Genomic DNA, 17,599 nt, shown 5'->3' with positions numbered 1-17,599 from the left:
TCTAAAATTTGATTAATTCTTGCAAAAATTTATCCGTCACTTCGCTAAAGGCGGCATTTAGCGCCTTCATCGCGATTTCGCCCTCGTCCGCGCCTGCGTCTTTTTGCGAGCTTAGCACGACGCTTTTTAGCTCTTTGCCCTCTTTAAAAAAGCTAAACATCATGGAAATTTGCGCCTTTTGATCTTTGATTTGAAGCGTGAGTAAATTTGACTTTACGCTAATGTCCGCGTTTTTAAAAGAGGGCTTAAACGCGCACTGATCGCTCGCGGCTATGATCAAATTTCGCCTCGTCATCTCACTTGGGAGCGCTAAAAATTTGACGTTTTTTAGCGGGCGGATCTCGCCGTTTGCGTCTATCTTTAGGACTTCGCGGCTCTCATACGCGCCAAAAACCCGCACCTCCTCGATGAAAACCGTTTTTTCCGGCTTGTTTGCACACTCTTTAAATTTATCCTCCGCGCTACCTAGCATAAAATAATTCGTCCTGGGTGCAGGCTTTGCCAAAACGCTGCAACCGCTAAAAAACAGCGCCGCCAGAACTAAAACCGTGCTTAAAATTTTCATTTTTCGTCCTTTTTCTGCGTGTCTTTAAAGAAAAAATCGTACGGGTCGTCCTCGAGTCTAAAAAGGGTATTTCTAAAATCCGAAATGAGCTTTTGGAAGCTAAGCAGCGTCCTCTCCGTCTCGTCGCCAATCGTATTTAGCGCGTCTTTCACGTCGTATTCGCCGCTTTTTATTTTTTCCGAGATCGCGGTTTGTAGATTTTTTAGCGCCTGCGCGGCGTCTGTGGCTTTAGTCGTAAACGAATTTACGAACTCAAGCGTGCCCGAGGCGTTTTTTAGCGCTTTTTTTAGCTCGTTTAGCGTCAAATTTGCATTTGCCAAAACCTCGTTGGCGTTTGCGATAGTCGCGTTTATATCGAGATTTCCAGCGTTTATTTTTTTCATCGCTTCATCGGCAGAAACTAGGATAGATGAAAATTTAGCCGCGTTTTCGTCGCTTAAAAATTTATTGATATTTTTAAAAGTAGACTCTAAATTTTGCGTTAAATACTCTGCCCTATTGCCTATTTTGTCAAAAAAACTCGCCTCAAGTCCGATGTAGGCCTTTTCGTTTTTATCAAAGAGCGGGCTATCCATGCTGCCGCGAGAGATATTTAGGTAGCCGATGCCCGTGATACCTTGTATCTCCGCAGACGCCGTGCTATCGGTTCTTATCGGTATGTCTTTCCTTACGGAGAGCTCAAGCTCGATGAGAGCTTCTTTTTCGTCGGCAAAGCGGATATCCTTGACCGTACCAGCGTCTACGCCGATAAATTTGACCGTGGAGTCCTTTTTGATGCCGCTTGGCAGGCTTGTTGTTTTGATGAAATACGACCTGTAGTCATCGGCCCTTTTCCCATATCCGCCCATCCACCATGCCGTGACGCCAAGAGCGCTCACTACGAGCACGAAAAAGAGCCCTATCAAAGTATAATTTATTTTATTTCCCACCGTTTTTCCTTGTTTTTAAAAGCTCTTCGAGCGGATTTTCGGGCATTTGCATCAGCTGCTCAAACGTCCCCTCGAAGGCTATCTTTTTATCCTGAAGTATCAAAAATCTATCCAAAATCGTGCAAATACTATCTATATCGTGCGTCACCATCACGACCGTGACGCCTAGCGTATCTCGCAGCTCGACCACTAGTTCGTCAAAGGCGCGCGCGCTGCTTGGATCAAGACCGGAGTTTGGCTCGTCCAAAAACAAAATTTTAGGACTTAGCACTAGAGCCCTAGCCATCGCCACGCGTTTTTTCATACCGCCGCTTAGCTCGCTTGGGTATTGCAGCGCGACGTTTTCGCTAAGGCCTACTTTTTGTAGCCAAAACATCGCTATCTCGCGCATAGAGCGCTCGCTCATACCGCTATATTCTTTTAGCAGGATGTAGATGTTTTCCAGCACGTTCATCGAGGTATAAAGCGCGCCAAACTGAAACATCACGCTGCAAGCGAGCTTCATCTCTTGCCTAGCCGCTTCGTCTAGCGACCACAGATCGCACCCCAGCATCTCGACCTTGCCGACGCTTGGTTCCTTTAGATATATCATCGTTTTCATCAGCGTCGATTTGCCCGTGCCGCTACCGCCGAGCAACCCGTAAATTTCAGCCTCATTTACATGGAAATTTAGCCCGTCATGGATCACTCTGTCGCCAAATTTCGTCGTTAAATCAGTCGCTTTTATTATCATTTATATGCCTAGCTGCGTGAAAATAATCGAAAACAGCGCGTCCACCATGATCACGCCAAATATCGCGTTTACAACGCTTACGGTCGTATAAGTGCCCACGCTTTGGGTATTTCCGCCGATCTGAAAGCCCCTCATGCAGCCGATAAACGCAATCACGATGCCAAAAAACGGCGCCTTAAAAAGCCCGACGTAAAGATGCTTTATATCTACCTCTTGGCTAAATCTCGCCAGATAGCTATCAAAGCTGATATTTAAGTAGTTTTCCATCACGACCATCTCGCCAAAAATCCCCGCCACATCGGCTAAAAATACGATAAGCGGCATAGCGACGATAAGAGCGATCACGCGAGGCAGGACGAGAAATTTAAACGGATCAAATCCCATCGTTTTCATTGCGTCGATCTCTTCGGTGATTTTCATGACGCCGATTTGCGCGGTAAAGCTTGACGCCAGGCGCCCGGCAACGATGATGGCGGCGATGAGCGGAGCTATCTCGCGCAGAGTCAAAAGCCCCATCATCTCGACGATTATTATCGTGGCGCCAAAACTCTCGAGCAAATTTGAACCCTGATATGCCAGCACGATGCCGATGAGAAAAGAGGTGAGGCACACGATAAAAACCGACTTTATACCCGCATCTTCAAAATAAGCCAAAATTTCCTTCACGCGGATATTTTTTAGCATAAAAATCTTGCTAAATTTGACCAAAAACTCGCCCGTAAAATTTAAAAACGCGCAAAATCCCGCAAAAAACGCGGTCAAATTTTTGCCGATTTGAGAGAATGGATTTTCGTGAGGTTTGGCGTCTATGATCTGCTTTATTTTGGGATTTATTTCGCTATTTATCGAGGCAAAAATCTTTTGCGCATGCGGAGTTAAATTTACGAGCTCGTAGTTCTTGCACGCGTTTAAAAAGGTGTTTTTAAAAAACAGTGCCGCCGCGTAATCAAGCTCTTTTATCTCTTTAAAATTTAAAACGATTTTATTAAATTTCTTTGAGCCGATGAGCGCGGCCGTCTGGGTCCAAATTTGAGCCGGCAGCTTATAATTCCAGTTGTTTTTTAGATTTATCGTTAGCTTACCGCCGCTTTGCTCGCACTTGTAAAATTCGCTTTCAAATTTTAAAAAAAGAGGCAAATTTAGGCCTTTCTGACGTTATTGTTTTTCTTAACTACGTAGTCTATGTCGCCATCCTCGGTCTCGACCTTGGCTATCGTTATGACTCGGGCGATCTCGTTTTCGCGGGTGCTGTACGTGATGTCGCGAGCAGGATCGACGAGCCTAAATTTTATCTCGTTAAACTCGCGCCAGTTGCTGTGATTTATCACCTTTGAGTTAAATATTCCGTCTTGAATATTGGCTATCTCGCTTTTTAGCTCGGCTATCACGGCTTTTTTCTCGCGAAATTCCTTTAAAAGCGCATTATACTCGTGCACTAGCTGCTGATATTCTTTTAGTTTTTTCATAAATGTCACTGGCGGAGTGTTGTTTGTGCTTTTTAGCTCCTCGATTTTAGCTTTTATGACGTTTATCGGACCTTTGTTTTCCTCGATGACACATCTTTTAGACTCTAGCGTGCGCGGCATTTTTACGATCTGTTCCCTGATAGCTTTTATCTTTGCCATGCGCTCGTTAATCTGCTCGCCCGTGTTTTTTATCATGCTAAAATCGACTAAAATTTTATTATTCACGCCTTTTAACTTTTTTATTTCCAAAGTATCGGCGATTATGATATTTGAGTTTGACACGAGCGTATCGATGCTTACGCTTTCGGCGATTATCTCGCCGCCGATGACCGATTTTATCACGGCTTTTTTAGCTTTTACTTTGCCACCTTCTAACCTATCTATCTCGACGTATTCGCCGTCAAAGCTACCGATATGTACGGCGATTTTTGCATCTTTTGCCTCTATGAGGGCTTTGGCGTGAGTTTGTCCGCCGATTACAACCTTGTTTGCTTTTACTACGGCGTTTGCAGCGACATTTCCCTCGACGTTTACTTCGTTTGCCTCAACCGTCATGCCCGTACCTATGGCGTCTTTTGTTAGGTCTTTTTCCTTTACGTTTAGCGTTACGTTGGTGTCAAGACCCGTATCGACCGAGCCTGTGGTTTTAAACGAAATTTCATTTACGTCAAGCTCGTCTTTGATATCAAAAACGCCTTTTTCCTCTTGGACGTAACCGGCCTTTTTGGCGTAAAATTTTATCCCCTCCTCGCCTTCTTTCGAGTAGATATTTTCGGTATGTTCGGGCATTTTCGTTATCGTTACTTTAGGCTTTTGCGTCGGCAGTAGATTTCCTCGCACGTCGCGACCGTTTGCGCCTTCTCTTAGTTTTACGTATTCAAATATCAATTCATTTTCTGTTACGCCAAGCAAATAGCCTCTGTTTGCGTAATCCACCTTGTCGTTTTCATCGGTAGATTTGTTTTTGTTTTTATAGTAAAACACCAGCGCGTCGTCTGCCGACGGATTTACGTTTACGCCGGCGGTCACGATAAAGGTGTAGTCCTTGTCGATAAATTCTTTTACTCTTAAAACCGAAGATATTTTAGCGACCTCTTCTAGCATCGTTTTGTTTCTGATACCCACCAGGATGCCTACTTTTATCAGCTTTTTGTAGATAAAATTTATCAACTTTTTATCAAATTCTTTAAAATAAACCGTGTCAGCGTTTTGCGAAACGGTGGCTAAAATTTTGGTCAAATTTTTATTTGCACTTATGGTGACATTAGGCAAAGGCGTTGGTTTTACCTGCCTCGTGTCGTAAAATTTAACCAGATAGTTTTGTTTTATGCTTTCTACTTTTTCTACGAAAAAATTATCGTCGTCAAAGATGTTTAGTTTTTCCGCCGGAATTTGGCGAGGCTGGCTCTCGCCCGCCACCTTACACTCGGTTTTGATTTCTATGATATCAAAATCTATAAATTTGCTATCGACGCCGAAGTGCTTTGCTAAATTTAATATCTCGCCGTACGGATTGGCCGTCTCAGACTCTATCTCGGCTAGGAAGTTTTGCTGCGCGTTTTGGTTTTCTGGCACGTGATACTCTCGCAATTTTTTGATTTTTAGTCGATTATCTCTAAAATTTCATTAAAAACTCTTGATTTTACGTCTTTTAAAACTAAATTTGCCTATCATTGCGCTAAAAATTTACTAGGATTTTCGTGTTTATCAAAGGCTTTTTTTCAAACAGTATCGGTATCATGGTTTCGCGAGTTTTAGGGCTCGTGCGCGACCTGCTCACGGCTTCTACTTTGGGTGCGGGCATTTATAGCGACATATTTTTCATCGCGTTTAAGATACCAAATTTACTGCGCCGTATCTTTGGTGAGGGGGCCTTTGCCAACGCTTTTTTGCCAAATTTTACGAAATCAAATAAAAAATCGCTCTTTAGCGCCGAGATTTTTCTTAAATTTCTAGCCTTTATCGGCATTCTCACGCTTTTAGTAAATTTATTCGCTCCGTTTTTTACCTCCGTTATCGCCACGGGCCTAGCGGAGAGCGACATAAACGAAGCCGTCCCGCTCGTAAAAATCAACTTCTACTACCTAGCGCTCATCTTTGCCGTTACTTTTTTAGCTTCGCTTTTGCAGTATCGCGGGCACTTTGCGACGACGGCATTTTCGACCGCTCTGCTAAATTTAGCCATGATCGGCTCCTTAGTTTTAGCTCGCGGACAGGAGCCTAAAGTCGTGGCTTATTATCTTAGCTTTGGCGTCGTTGTAGGCGGCGTTTTACAGCTCATAGCGCACCTTATCGCGCTTAAATTTAACGGCATCTCAAAGCTCTTTTTCGGCGGCTTAGTTAAATTTACCCGCGGCAAAAGAGCCGATACGAAGGGCTTTTTTAGCAACTTTTTCCACGGTCTGGTTGGATCGTCCGCCATGCAGCTAAGCTCGTTTATGGATACGTGGCTGGCGTCGTTTTTGGCGGCTGGCTCGATCAGCTATCTTTTCTACGCTAACCGCATTTTTCAGCTGCCTTTAGCGATATTTGCGATCGCGCTTTCTACCGCGCTTTTTCCTAAAATCACGCGTCAGATCAAGGCCGGCAACGAAGCCGAAGCTCTAAAATGGATGCGAAAAAGCTTTGAAATTTTATATTTTCTGCTCTTTGCAGCGGCCATCGGCGGTATCATTTTAGCCCAGCCTATCATCAAGCTGCTTTTTGAGCGCGGAAGCTTTACGGCATCCGATACGGCAGCGACTGCGAGCGTTTTGGCGGCATATATGATCGGGCTTTTACCCTTTGGACTCGCCAAGCTTTTTTCGCTTTGGCTTTATGCGCATTTGCAACAAAAACTGGCCTCCAAAATCGCCGTTATAACGCTCGTTTTTAACCTCGTTTTAGCAGTTGCCTTGATGCAAATTTATGGCGCGTTTGGACTAGCGCTTGCTAGCTCGCTAGGCGGGTTTTTGACGCTAGCTTTAAACGTCAAATTTTTTGGGATAAGGAAATTTTTAGCTATAATTGAGCCTAAAAAAATAACGCTTTTAAGCGCAGTTTTGGTTTTAGAAGTAGTGATTTTGATATTTTTAAGGAAATTTTTAGATGCAAATTTTTGATAGCGTAAAGAGAAAAAAAGTAGAATTTGAGCCCGTAAAAAGCGACTTCGTTCGCATTTACGTTTGCGGGCCGACGGTTTATGACGATGCGCATTTGGGACACGCTAAAAGCGCGATTAGCTTTGATTTGCTTAGGCGCACGCTAAGCGAGCTTGGATACAAGGTCAAATTCGTGCGAAACTACACCGACATCGACGATAAAATTTTAAAGAAAATGAGCGAGAGCGGCGAAAGTTTAGAAGCGATCACGGATAGATACATCGCAAGCTACGAGCGCGATATGAGTGCGCTTAACGTGCTTGAGCCGGATGTAAAGCCAAAAGCGACGCAGACGCTAAAAGAGATGATAGGCTACATCGAAATTTTGCTAAAAAACGGCTTTGCTTACGAGATCGCGGACGACGGCATATACTTTGACACCGCAAAAGACGCGGAGTATCTGAGCTTGAGCGGCAAATTTGACACCGAAGCAAACGTCGCTCGCGTCGAGTCAAATTTGCAAAAAGAGGACAAAAAAGACTTCGTGCTGTGGAAATTTGACGAGAAATGGTACGAAAGTCCGTTTGGCCGCGGACGCCCAGGCTGGCATACCGAGTGCGTCGCGATGATAAAAAAGCACCTAAGTAGCGGCGAAAAATTTGAGATCGATATCCACGCGGGCGGGCTTGATTTGCTATTTCCTCACCACGAAAACGAGGCCGCGCAGTGCCGCTGCGCCGAGCATAAAAACCTGGCTAAATACTGGCTACACAACGGCTTTATCCAAGTAAATAACGAAAAAATGAGTAAGAGCCTGGGAAATAGCTTTTTCGTTAAAGACGCGCTGGAGCGAAATTTGGGCGAGGCGGTGAGATTTTATCTGATCTCGAGTCACTACAGAGCGAATTTTAACTTTAGCGAAGACGATCTAAACGCGGCAAAAAAGCGCCTAGATAAAATTTACCGCCTAAAAAAACGGGTTCTTGGCGCGGCGGCAAATTTGAGCGCAAACGATAAATTTAAGAGCGATTTTATGTCCGCGATGGGGGACGATCTAAACACCTCAAAAGCCCTTGCGAGCGTAGATGAGTTTGTCCGCAGCGCAAACGACGAGCTAGACGCAAATCCTAAAGATAAAGCCAAAAAAAGCGAAATCGCGGCAAATTTGGAGCTGATAGCGCGGGTGCTAGGCATCTTGCAAGTAGACGTGTTTGAGTATTTTCAGTTTGGCGTGAGCGACGAAAAGCGAGCATATATCGAGGATCTGATAAATCAAAGAAACGAGGCCAAAGCGGCCAAAAACTATGAGCTATCCGATAAAATCCGCGATATGCTAGCCGCAAACGGCATCAGCCTCATGGATACGCTAAGCGGCTGCATGTGGGAAAAGATATGAAGCAGATGAGCCTAAAAGAGGTTTTGCGGCGGTTTGCGCCCTATTTTAGGGATTATATTTCGTATTTTATCATCGCGATCGCCGGCATGCTGATGGCTAGCGGCGGCACTGCGGCGTCGGCGTGGGTGATCGAACCCGTGCTAAATAAGATTTTTATCGAAAAAAACAAAGACCTGCTTTATCTTTTGCCTTACGCCATCATCGCGATTTACTTTTTAAAGGGGCTTGGCACGTTTTTACAGGCCTATTTTACGGCGTACATCGGGCAGGATATCGTGAGGAGATTTCGCGAAAAGCTACTAAAAAACCTGCTAAATTTGGATATGAAGTTTTTTAACGACTACCGCACGGGTGAGCTAATCAGCCGAAATATCAACGACATCGACCGCATCAGAAGCATCGTTAGCTCCATGATCCCAGAGCTAATCCGTGAGGCTATCACGATCGTCGGGCTACTTTGCGTAGTGCTTTATCAGAGCCTTCAGCTTGCGTTTTTTGCGCTAGTTATCATGCCTGCAGCCGTCTATCCGCTCTCAAGACTCGCAAAAAAGATGAAAAAAATCTCCCGCGCCTCACAGGAAAAGACCTCCGACATCAGCTCTAAGCTGAGCGAAATTTTTACCAACATCGAAATCATCAAAGCAAACAACGCACAGGAGTTTGAGCACGCCAAATTTACCGCCGAAAACGCTAAATTTTTCAAGCTAAATTTAAAAAGCGTAAAAGTAAACGAGATGGTGAGTCCGATGATGGAAATTTTCGGCTCCGTGGGCGTAGCGGCAGTCGTCATCATCGGCGGCAAAGAGGTCATAGACGGAAATTTGACGATGGGAAGCTTCTTTTCGTTTCTAACCGCGCTTTTCATGCTTTACACGCCTATTAAACGCATTTCAGGCCTTTATAACAAGATGCAAGACGCCGTGGTCGCGGCCGAGAGAACCTTTGAGCTACTTGATAAAGAGCCTCAAATTTTAAGCGGCGACAAGCCCGTGCCGGCTGAAATAAATTTGATAAATTTTAAAGACGTCAGACTAAACTACGACGATAAAGAGGTGCTAAAAGGCGTAAATCTAAGCGCGAGCAAGTCTCAAACCGTCGCACTAGTGGGCAGTAGCGGCGGCGGAAAAAGCTCGATCGTAAATCTACTCATGAGATTTTACGACGTAAACGGCGGAGCGATCGAGATAAACGGCGAAAATATCAAAAATTTCGATCTAGGTTCGCTTAGACAAAATATCGGCCTAGTTACCCAGCGCGTCTATATCTTTAACGACACGGTCGCAAACAACGTCGCCTACGGCCGCGAATACGACGAAGCCAAAGTCGAGCTCGCGCTAAAAACGGCAAATGCGTATGATTTCGTGTCAAATTTACCCGAGGGCGCGCAGACCGTTTTAAATGAATTCGGTACCAATCTCTCAGGCGGCCAGCGCCAGCGTATCGCCATCGCCCGCGCGCTTTACGACGACCCGCAGATTTTGATATTTGACGAGGCTACGAGCGCTCTGGATAACGAAAGCGAGCAGCAGATAACCAAAGCCATCGCGAATTTACAAAAAGAAAAGATAATATTTATCATCGCGCACCGCCTAAGCACGGTGCAAAACGCGGATAAGATCGCCGTTATCAGCGACGGAAAAGTGGTCGGTTTTGATACCGACGAGGCGCTTAGCAAGAGCTGCGAAATTTACGCGAAACTAAAAGGCGAAGCCCTTGTTTAAGCCTAAATTTGATAAAATCGCTCAAAATTTAAGGATAAAATTTGAATTACGAAACGCTAAAATCCATATTTTTTAAATTTGACCCCGAAACCGCTCACAAAATCGTCGAAAAAACGCTAAGTATCTCAGACTGCGTGTTCCCGGGCCTTTATAGCATCGTCGCTAAAAACTGCGTCGTTACGGACGCGGCTCTTTCGCAAAATTTGCTAGGAACCAGCTTTTTAAATCCGGTAGGAATCGCCGGTGGCTTTGATAAAAACGCCACCATGCTGCGTCCGCTGGCAGCGCTCGGGTTTGGGCACGTGGAGTTTGGCACCGTGACGCCAAAACCGCAAGAGGGCAACGCAAAACCGCGCCTTTTTCGCTTAATCGAAGAAGAGAGTATACAAAACGCGATGGGCTTTAACAACGAGGGCGCAGACGCTCTGAGCGCGCGCGTCGGTAAGCTCTATCCGTTTGCGATACCGCTTTTTGCAAACATCGGCAAAAACAAAATCACGCCAAACGAAGAAGCGATCAAAGACTATGAAGTTTTAGTCGCTAAATTTAACGAAATTTGCGACTGCTTCGTCATCAACGTCTCCTCGCCAAACACCCCAAACCTACGCGAATTGCAAGAAGATAGCTTTATAAAAGACCTCTTTGCGCGCCTTACGCCGATCGCAAAAAAACCGATAATCTTTAAAATCGCGCCCGATATGGACGACGACAAAGCCGTGCGGATCTGCAAAACGGCCGTAGAAAGCGGCGCAAAAGGCGTCATCGTAAATAATACGAGCGTTGATTATTCGCTATCAAAGTCGCCAAATTTGCAAAATTTCGGCGGACTAAGCGGCAAGGTCATCGCCAAACGCTCTCGTGAGCTTTTTAGCGCGGTAGCTAGCGAGCTTTACGGCAAGACGGTTTTGATCGCAAGCGGCGGTATAGACAGCGCCGAGGAGGCATACGCGCGCATAAAATCAGGCGCAAATTTGGTTCAAATTTACACTTCCTTTATATTTAAAGGCCCAAGCATCGCAAAACAGATAAACGAAGGTATTTTAAAGCTTTTAAAAGAGGATAATTTCGCCTCGATTAGCGAAGCGGTGGGCTGCGATATAAAAAACAAAATTTAAGGAAATTTATGCTTATAAAATACTCCAAAACAAAGCTCAAAAACGGCTTTGAAATCTATCACATCCCCGCTAGTAAGGGCTCTAGCGTCATCAGCGTGGACGTGTTTTACCGCGTGGGCTCGCGAAACGAAACGATGGGCAAAAGCGGCATCGCACACATGCTAGAGCACCTAAATTTTAAATCCACGAAAAATATGAAAGCGGGCGAATTTGACGAGATCGTAAAGGGATTTGGCGGCGTAAATAACGCTAGCACGGGCTTTGATTATACGCATTATTTCGTCAAATGCTCAAAAGGCAACCTAGATGAGGCTCTTAGGCTTTACGCCGATATAATGGAAAATTTGAGCCTAAAAGATAAAGAATTTCAGCCCGAGCGCGACGTCGTGACCGAGGAGCGCAGATGGCGCACGGACAACTCTCCGATCGGCTTTTTGTACTTTACGCTCTTTAACGTCGCTTTTAGTTATCACCCGTACCACTGGACTCCGATCGGCTTTATCGGCGATATCAGAAACTGGAGCATAGAGGATATAAAAGAATTTCACGAGACGTACTATCAGCCGCAAAACGCGATCCTGCTAATCAGCGGCGACATCGACAAAAAAAGCGCGTTTGAACTAGGTAAAAAGCACTTTGAAAATATAAAAAACAAAAAACCGCTACCTAAGTTGCACTGTATCGAGCCTGAGCAAAACGGCGCAAAAAGAGCTGAAATTTACAAAGATAGCGAAGTAGAGATGCTAGCGCTCGCCTTTAAAATCCCGTCGTTTAATCACAAGGATCAGACGCGTCTGGGCGCGCTAGCCGAGTATCTAGGTAACGGACAAAGCTCGGTTTTACAGCGCGTTTTGATAGATGAAAAATGTCTCGTAAACAGCGTGGACGTCTATAATATGAGCAACATCGACGAGAGCTTGCTCATCGTGCTAGCCGTTTGTAATCCTGGCGTCAAGGCCGAGGCCGTAGAGGATGAGATCTGGCGAGTGCTCGAAAACGCAAAAACGCAAAAAATAGACGAGGACGAGATAACTAAGATAAAAAATAGCTTAAAAAGCGATCTCATTTACTCGCTAGATAGCGCGTCGAAGGTAGCAAATTTATACGGTAGTTATCTTGTTAGAGGCGATATAAAGCCGCTTTTTGAGCTACCCGAAAAAACAGCCGCGCTAAAACCTGCCGATCTAAACGAAATCTGCAAAAAATATGTAAGAAAAGAAAAATCCACGACGATCATCCTAAGAAAGGAAAAAAGTGAATAAAAAAGTAATAACGGGCGCTATGACGGCGCTGATTACGCCTTTTAAAGACGGTAAACTAGACGAAATCGGTTATGAAAAATTAATCAAAAGACAAATAGCAAACGGCATCGACGCAGTCGTACCAGTCGGCACCACAGGCGAGAGTGCGACGCTAACGCACGACGAGCATAGGATCTGTATCGAGATCGCCGTAAATACCTGCAAAAACACGGGTGTAAAAGTACTTGCCGGTGCCGGCAGTAACGCCACTCACGAGGCGGTAGGTTTAGCAAAATTTGCTCAAGATCACGGCGCAGACGGTATCCTATCGGTAGCGCCATACTACAACAAACCGACGCAAGAAGGCCTCTATCGCCACTATAAAGCAATCGCCTCAAGCGTCGAAATCCCGGTACTACTCTATAACGTCCCGGGCCGCGTGGGTGTAGATATCCAGCCGTGCACGGTTTTTAGGCTATTTAAAGAGTGCGAGAATGTTTACGGCGTAAAAGAGGCCACGGGTAGTATCGAGCGCTGCGTCGATCTACTCGCGCACGAGCCTGGTCTGTCCGTCATCAGCGGCGAGGACGCGATAAACTATCCGATCCTCTCAAACGGCGGCAAGGGCGTGATCTCGGTCACGGCAAATTTGCTCCCGGATGAGATCTCAAATTTGACTCACTTTGCGCTAAAAGGCGAGTTTGCGCGCGCAAAAGCCATAAACGATGATCTGTATGCGGTAAATAAAATAATGTTTTGCGAGAGCAATCCTATCCCGGTCAAAGCCGCGATGTATATCGCCGGGCTCATATCAAGCCTCGAGTACCGCTTGCCGCTTTGTGAGCCGAGTGCCGAAAATCTCAAAAAAATCGAACAAACCATAAAGCAATATAACATAAAAGGATTTTAATGAACTGCGAAAACGAATTTAAAGGCAAAACTCTAGTAATCAGCGGCGGAACGCGCGGTATCGGACGCGCCATCGTTGAGGAATTCGCCGCAAAGGGCGTAAATATCGCCTTTACATATAACTCAAACGAAGAGCTAGCCAAGACCCAAGCCGCCGAGCTCGAGGCGACATACGACATAAAAGCCAGAGCCTACGCGCTAAATATACTAGAACCCGAGACCTACAAAGATCTATTTTTAGAGATCGACGCCGACTTTGACCGCGTAGATTTTTTTGTCTCAAACGCCATCATCTCGGGTCGCCCGGTAGCAGGCGGATATACGAAATTTATGAAACTTCGCCCTCGCGGTATCAATAATATTTTCACCGCGACAGTAAATGCATTCGTCGTAGGCGCGCAAGAAGCGGCAAAACGCATGGAAAAAACGGGCGGCGGCAGCATCATCTCGCTATCATCGACTGGCAATCTCGTCTATATCGAAAACTACGCAGGCCACGGCACCGCAAAAGCCGCGGTAGAAGCTATGGCGCGCTACGCGGCGACCGAGCTTGGCGAAAAAAATATCCGCGTAAACGTCGTTAGCGGCGGCCCGATCGAGACGGACGCGCTTAGGGCTTTTACGAACTACGAGGAAGTACGCGACAAAACGGCCGAGCTAAGCCCGCTAAACCGCATGGGTCAGCCTACGGATATCGCCGGCGCATGTTTGTTTCTGTGCAGCTCGAAAGCTAGCTGGGTGACGGGCCACACCTTCATCATCGACGGCGGTACAACATTTAAATGAAAAAAGCAAATTTAGCCTGCGCACCTTTGCCGGTTGCTTGCATTTTGGGCAAATTCGGCGCTATAAATTTAACGCGCTTGCAGGCTAAATTTGATGAAAATTTAAAATTTACAAGCAAATTTTGCGGTGCGGACGGTTTTCTTAAACCTAATCTAAATTTGCTCAAATTTGACAAAGCTACGAGCAAATTTAACCAAAGCGCAAATAAGAAACGGGCAAAGTCAAGCCAAAACAAGGCCAGCGCTTTTTCCGCCGCCTCAAGTACCGCGATGTCAAATTTTAAACTCCAAAATCCAAAAGAAAGAAAAAATAAATGAGCCTAAATTTACCAAACGCCCTAGCGTTCCTGCGCGTATTTCTAGCACCCTTGATGTTTTGGCTTCTACTTAGCGTAAATTCCTTCTCAGGCGTGCATGTTAGCTGGATGAACTACTTTGCCGCTCTTGTGTTCGTGATCGCTAGCGTCACGGACTTTTTCGACGGATTTATCGCGCGCGCATGGGATCAAAAGACCAAGCTTGGAGCCGTCATCGACCCGCTTGCGGATAAAATGCTAACGCTTGGCGCATTTTTAGGGCTCATGATGATAGACCGCGCGAGCCCTTGGGCCGTGTATCTCATCCTCGTTCGCGAGTTTTTTATCACGGGATTTCGCGTCGTGATGGCGGGCGAAGGCGTAGAGGTCGCCGCGTCGATGGCGGGCAAGGTCAAAACCGTCTGCCAGATGGTAGCGATCGGCTTTTTAACCATGCAGTGGCCTTTTGGCGAGTTTTTGCTCTGGCTTAGCGTCGCACTGACGCTGTATTCGGGCTTTGAGTACGTAAACGCTTATGTAAATCACGTTAAAAATCAAGCCAAAAAGGCGTAAATTTGAGAACAGGAAACGCCATAATCTATCTAGCGAGCTTCGTCGTGGTAGCAGCCGGACTAAAGGCCGCTAGCGTCGTCGTGCTGCCCTTTTTGATGGCGGTTTTTATCGCTATCGTGGCGACGCCTGCGATAAATGCGCTTGAAAAGCTCAAATTTCCCCGCGTTTTAGCCTTTGCGCTCGTTACCGCGGTCGTGTTTTTATCGCTTGGTTTTATCGCAAACACCGTGCTAAAGACCATCAACGGATTGGTTAGCTATATGCCCGAGCTTCAGAGCAAATTTAAAGCCCTAGCCGACCACTATCACCATATCTTAGCTAGCCGCGGCCTCATCGATCCAAACAGCGTCGCGGCGCCCGCAGACTTTGATATCAATAAACTTTTTGCCGTACTGGGCGGATTTTTAAGGAGCGGCACGGAACTTGCCTCAAAGAGCTTTTTTGTCTTTTTGCTTGTTACTTTTATGCTTTTTGAGGTACAGGTATTTTCTCAAAAAGTCGAGTATTTTGCGAGTAAAAATCCGCAAACAAATCAGATCGTAGATACGTTTATATCAAATCTCAAACGCTATCTCGCGATCAAGTCCGCAGCATCGTTTGCGACGGGCGTTTTTATATTTATCGGGCTAAATTTCATCGGCGTGCCTTACGCGCCGCTTTGGGGGATTTTAGCTTTCGTGCTAAATTTTGTCCCGACGATCGGCTCTATCATCGCGGCCGTTCCAGCACTTTTGGTGGCGCTTTTGTTAAACGACGCGGCGGCCTGCGCTTGGACTGCAGCGCTGTATGCGGTCGTAAATGTCGTCATCGGCAACTTTATCGAGCCTAAATTTCTTGGCAAAGGCCTTGGTATTAGCACGCTTGTTGTGCTTTTGAGTCTACTTTTTTGGGGATTTTTGTTCGGCATCGGCGGTATGTTTTTAGCCGTACCGCTTACGATGAGCCTAAAGATCGCGCTTGACGCGAACCCGAGCACGAAATTTATCGCCGTTTTACTCAGTGATAAACTCGAGCGGTAAAATCAAATTTAAAGGTAAATTTTGAAAAGCATTATCTTTGTGGCGGTATTGCTAGCCGTCGGCATTTATGCGTATTCTTGGCACTTTTTGATCACGGTTTTGGTGATTAGCTTTCTTATATTTTTCCACGAGCTTGGCCACTTTCTCGCCGCTCGCATGCTAAAAGTGGGCGTTTTAAAATTTAGCGTGGGCTTTGGCCAGAGCGTCTACTCAAAAACCATCGGTGGCACCGAGTACGCTATCGGCGCGATACCGCTTGGCGGCTACGTGAGCCTAAAAGGGCAAGAGGACGCCAAGCCGGGGCTAAAAAACGAGGACGCCGACAGCTACACTATACTTAGCCCGCTAGGACGCATTTTCATCCTTTTTGCCGGGCCGTTTTTTAACTTCGCTTTGGCGTTTTTTATCTTTATCGCGCTCGGACATATCGGCGTAGAAAGGCTAGCGCCTACTGTGGGCAAAGTACTGGAAAACTCCGCTGCGGCAAGCGCCGGACTACAAAAAGGCGATAAAATTTTAAACATAAACGGCATCAAAATCAGCGAATGGGACGAGATAAGTAAAAACGTAAATTTAACCTCCACCGCGATCACGCTCGAGCGCGCGGGCGAAATAAAAACGATAAATTTGACGCCTAAAATCGGGCAAAGCATGACGATATTTGGCGAAAAGATAGAAAAACCGCTCATCGGCATTTCGCCATCAGGCGAGGCCGTCACGATACGAAACACCGGCTTTAGCTCGCTCAAATTTGCGCTCGTTGAGACCGTAAACGCCTCAAAGCTCATATTTACGGGACTTGAAAAGCTCATCGTTGGCGTCGTGCCGCTAAAAGAGATGGGCGGCATCATCCAGATCACCGACATCACCTCAAAGGCCGCAGGCATCGGCGTCTCGACCCTACTCATCATCGCCGCGCTGATCTCCGTAAATTTAGGCGTTCTAAACCTGCTGCCTATCCCGGCGCTTGACGGCGGACACATATTTTTCAACCTTTACGAGCTCATTTTCCGCCGCGAGATGAACGAAAAAGTCTATATCGGCCTCACCTACTGCGGCTGGGCGTTTTTGCTCTGCCTGATGGCGTTTGCGGCCTTTAACGACGTGATGCGCCTAAGCGGAGCGGGACAATGAAGCTCGCGCAAATTTTAGAACGCATCGAAAATGCACGCACGGGCGAAGCGGTGAAGCTAATTGCCGTGAGCAAAAACGTAACGACCAAAGAGGTTTTGGAGCTTCTTGAACAGGGGCAAACGAGCTTTGGCGAAAACCGCGTGCAAGAGCTCAAAAACAAGAGCGAAATTTTATCAAATTTGCCGATCGAGTGGCACTTCATCGGGCGACTTCAAAGCAACAAAATAAACCACCTGCTAGCGCTCAAACCCGCTCTTTGGCAAAGCTGCGAGAGCGTAGAGGCCGCGCTTGCGGTAGATAAGAGGCTTGTTTGCGAGCTACCATGCCTGCTGCAAATAAACTCGGCCCACGAAGATAGCAAACAAGGCATCTCGCCAGAAGCCGCGCAGGATGCGTTTTTACAAATCGCGCAAGAGTGTAAATTTTTAAAACCTATCGGCGTTATGAGTATCGGCGCGCACGTTGATGACGAGAAAGTCGTCAAAAAAAGCTTTGAGACGACGCGTAAAATTTATGAAAATTTGCAATCAAAGGGCGCGCAAATTTGCTCGATGGGCATGAGCGGGGATTTTGAGCTCGCGATAAAATGCGGCTCTAATATGATTCGTTTGGGGTCGATTTTGTATAGTTAAAAGGC

17 protein-coding genes are annotated in these 17,599 nt (G+C 46.2%); 12 read left to right on the top strand and 5 right to left on the bottom strand.

Annotated features, from left to right (window positions below; all coding sequences use genetic code 11):
- Position 1: 1 nt before the first annotated feature.
- From CSHOW_RS04880 to CSHOW_RS04860, 5 genes are read right to left on the bottom strand one after another with little or no spacing between them, the layout of a single operon-like run.
- On the bottom strand, positions 2 to 565 hold the full coding sequence (locus tag CSHOW_RS04880; protein ID WP_002947844.1) for a hypothetical protein: 564 nt from the start codon (positions 563 to 565) through the stop codon (positions 2 to 4).
- Positions 562 to 1,494, bottom strand: coding sequence for an MlaD family protein (locus CSHOW_RS04875; protein WP_002947846.1), 933 nt, complete (start codon positions 1,492 to 1,494; stop codon positions 562 to 564). Before CSHOW_RS04875 ends, CSHOW_RS04880 begins: the two co-directional genes overlap by 4 nt.
- Positions 1,484 to 2,227: an ABC transporter ATP-binding protein gene (locus CSHOW_RS04870; RefSeq protein ID WP_002947847.1), complete on the bottom strand. Its 744-nt coding sequence runs from the start codon at positions 2,225 to 2,227 to the stop codon at positions 1,484 to 1,486. The genes CSHOW_RS04875 and CSHOW_RS04870 overlap by 11 nt, the downstream gene beginning before the upstream one ends.
- Entirely contained in the window at positions 2,228 to 3,364 is a 1,137-nt protein-coding gene (locus CSHOW_RS04865; protein WP_002947848.1) for an MlaE family ABC transporter permease, read from the bottom strand.
- A gap of 2 nt (positions 3,365 to 3,366) precedes the next feature.
- Entirely contained in the window at positions 3,367 to 5,283 is a 1,917-nt protein-coding gene (locus CSHOW_RS04860) for a flagellar assembly protein A (RefSeq protein WP_232501996.1), read from the bottom strand.
- Between the two features lie 110 nt (positions 5,284 to 5,393).
- Here CSHOW_RS04860 and murJ point away from each other — a divergent pair, with 110 nt between their 5' ends.
- Genes murJ through CSHOW_RS04800 form a run of 12 tightly spaced genes read left to right on the top strand, consistent with a single transcriptional unit; the run spans position 5,394 to position 17,594 of the window.
- On the top strand, positions 5,394 to 6,794 hold the full coding sequence (gene murJ, locus CSHOW_RS04855) for a murein biosynthesis integral membrane protein MurJ (RefSeq protein WP_002947851.1): 1,401 nt from the start codon (positions 5,394 to 5,396) through the stop codon (positions 6,792 to 6,794).
- Positions 6,781 to 8,169 carry a cysteine--tRNA ligase gene (gene cysS / locus CSHOW_RS04850; protein ID WP_002947852.1) on the top strand — a complete coding sequence of 463 codons (1,389 nt, stop codon included), beginning with the start codon at positions 6,781 to 6,783 and terminating at the stop codon, positions 8,167 to 8,169. The genes murJ and cysS overlap by 14 nt, the downstream gene beginning before the upstream one ends.
- A complete protein-coding gene (locus CSHOW_RS04845; protein ID WP_002947856.1) occupies positions 8,166 to 9,890 on the top strand; it encodes an ABC transporter ATP-binding protein in 1,725 nt (574 codons plus the stop codon). Before cysS ends, CSHOW_RS04845 begins: the two co-directional genes overlap by 4 nt.
- Positions 9,891 to 9,931: 41 nt before the next feature.
- Entirely contained in the window at positions 9,932 to 11,005 is a 1,074-nt protein-coding gene (locus CSHOW_RS04840) for a quinone-dependent dihydroorotate dehydrogenase (protein ID WP_002947858.1), read from the top strand.
- 8 nt (positions 11,006 to 11,013) lie between these two features.
- The gene (locus CSHOW_RS04835; RefSeq protein WP_002947862.1) at positions 11,014 to 12,267 is read left to right on the top strand and encodes a M16 family metallopeptidase; all 1,254 of its coding nucleotides are present in this window, start codon (positions 11,014 to 11,016) and stop codon (positions 12,265 to 12,267) included.
- Positions 12,268 to 12,286: 19 nt separating this feature from the next.
- Positions 12,287 to 13,156: a 4-hydroxy-tetrahydrodipicolinate synthase gene (gene dapA, locus CSHOW_RS04830; protein WP_390886827.1), complete on the top strand. Its 870-nt coding sequence runs from the start codon at positions 12,287 to 12,289 to the stop codon at positions 13,154 to 13,156.
- Complete coding sequence (locus tag CSHOW_RS04825; protein WP_002947869.1) at positions 13,156 to 13,941, top strand: enoyl-ACP reductase; 786 nt, start codon at positions 13,156 to 13,158, stop codon at positions 13,939 to 13,941. Before dapA ends, CSHOW_RS04825 begins: the two co-directional genes overlap by 1 nt.
- Complete coding sequence (locus CSHOW_RS04820; RefSeq protein WP_002947870.1) at positions 13,938 to 14,258, top strand: hypothetical protein; 321 nt, start codon at positions 13,938 to 13,940, stop codon at positions 14,256 to 14,258. Before CSHOW_RS04825 ends, CSHOW_RS04820 begins: the two co-directional genes overlap by 4 nt.
- Complete coding sequence (pgsA, locus tag CSHOW_RS04815) at positions 14,255 to 14,809, top strand: CDP-diacylglycerol--glycerol-3-phosphate 3-phosphatidyltransferase (RefSeq protein ID WP_002947873.1); 555 nt, start codon at positions 14,255 to 14,257, stop codon at positions 14,807 to 14,809. The genes CSHOW_RS04820 and pgsA overlap by 4 nt, the downstream gene beginning before the upstream one ends.
- Before the next feature lie 20 nt (positions 14,810 to 14,829).
- A complete protein-coding gene (locus tag CSHOW_RS04810) occupies positions 14,830 to 15,828 on the top strand; it encodes an AI-2E family transporter (protein WP_414734171.1) in 999 nt (332 codons plus the stop codon).
- Positions 15,829 to 15,849: 21 nt separating this feature from the next.
- Complete coding sequence (rseP, locus tag CSHOW_RS04805) at positions 15,850 to 16,962, top strand: RIP metalloprotease RseP (protein ID WP_002947879.1); 1,113 nt, start codon at positions 15,850 to 15,852, stop codon at positions 16,960 to 16,962.
- A complete protein-coding gene (locus CSHOW_RS04800; protein ID WP_002947882.1) occupies positions 16,959 to 17,594 on the top strand; it encodes a YggS family pyridoxal phosphate-dependent enzyme in 636 nt (211 codons plus the stop codon). Before rseP ends, CSHOW_RS04800 begins: the two co-directional genes overlap by 4 nt.
- Positions 17,595 to 17,599: the final 5 nt, after the last annotated feature.

The sequence above is a fragment of the Campylobacter showae genome (assembly GCF_004803815.1).
Classification (GTDB): Bacteria; Campylobacterota; Campylobacteria; order Campylobacterales; family Campylobacteraceae; genus Campylobacter_A; species Campylobacter_A showae.
The sequence above is the reverse complement of the archived record's forward strand: the minus strand, read 5'-3'. Positions and strand labels throughout refer to the sequence as shown.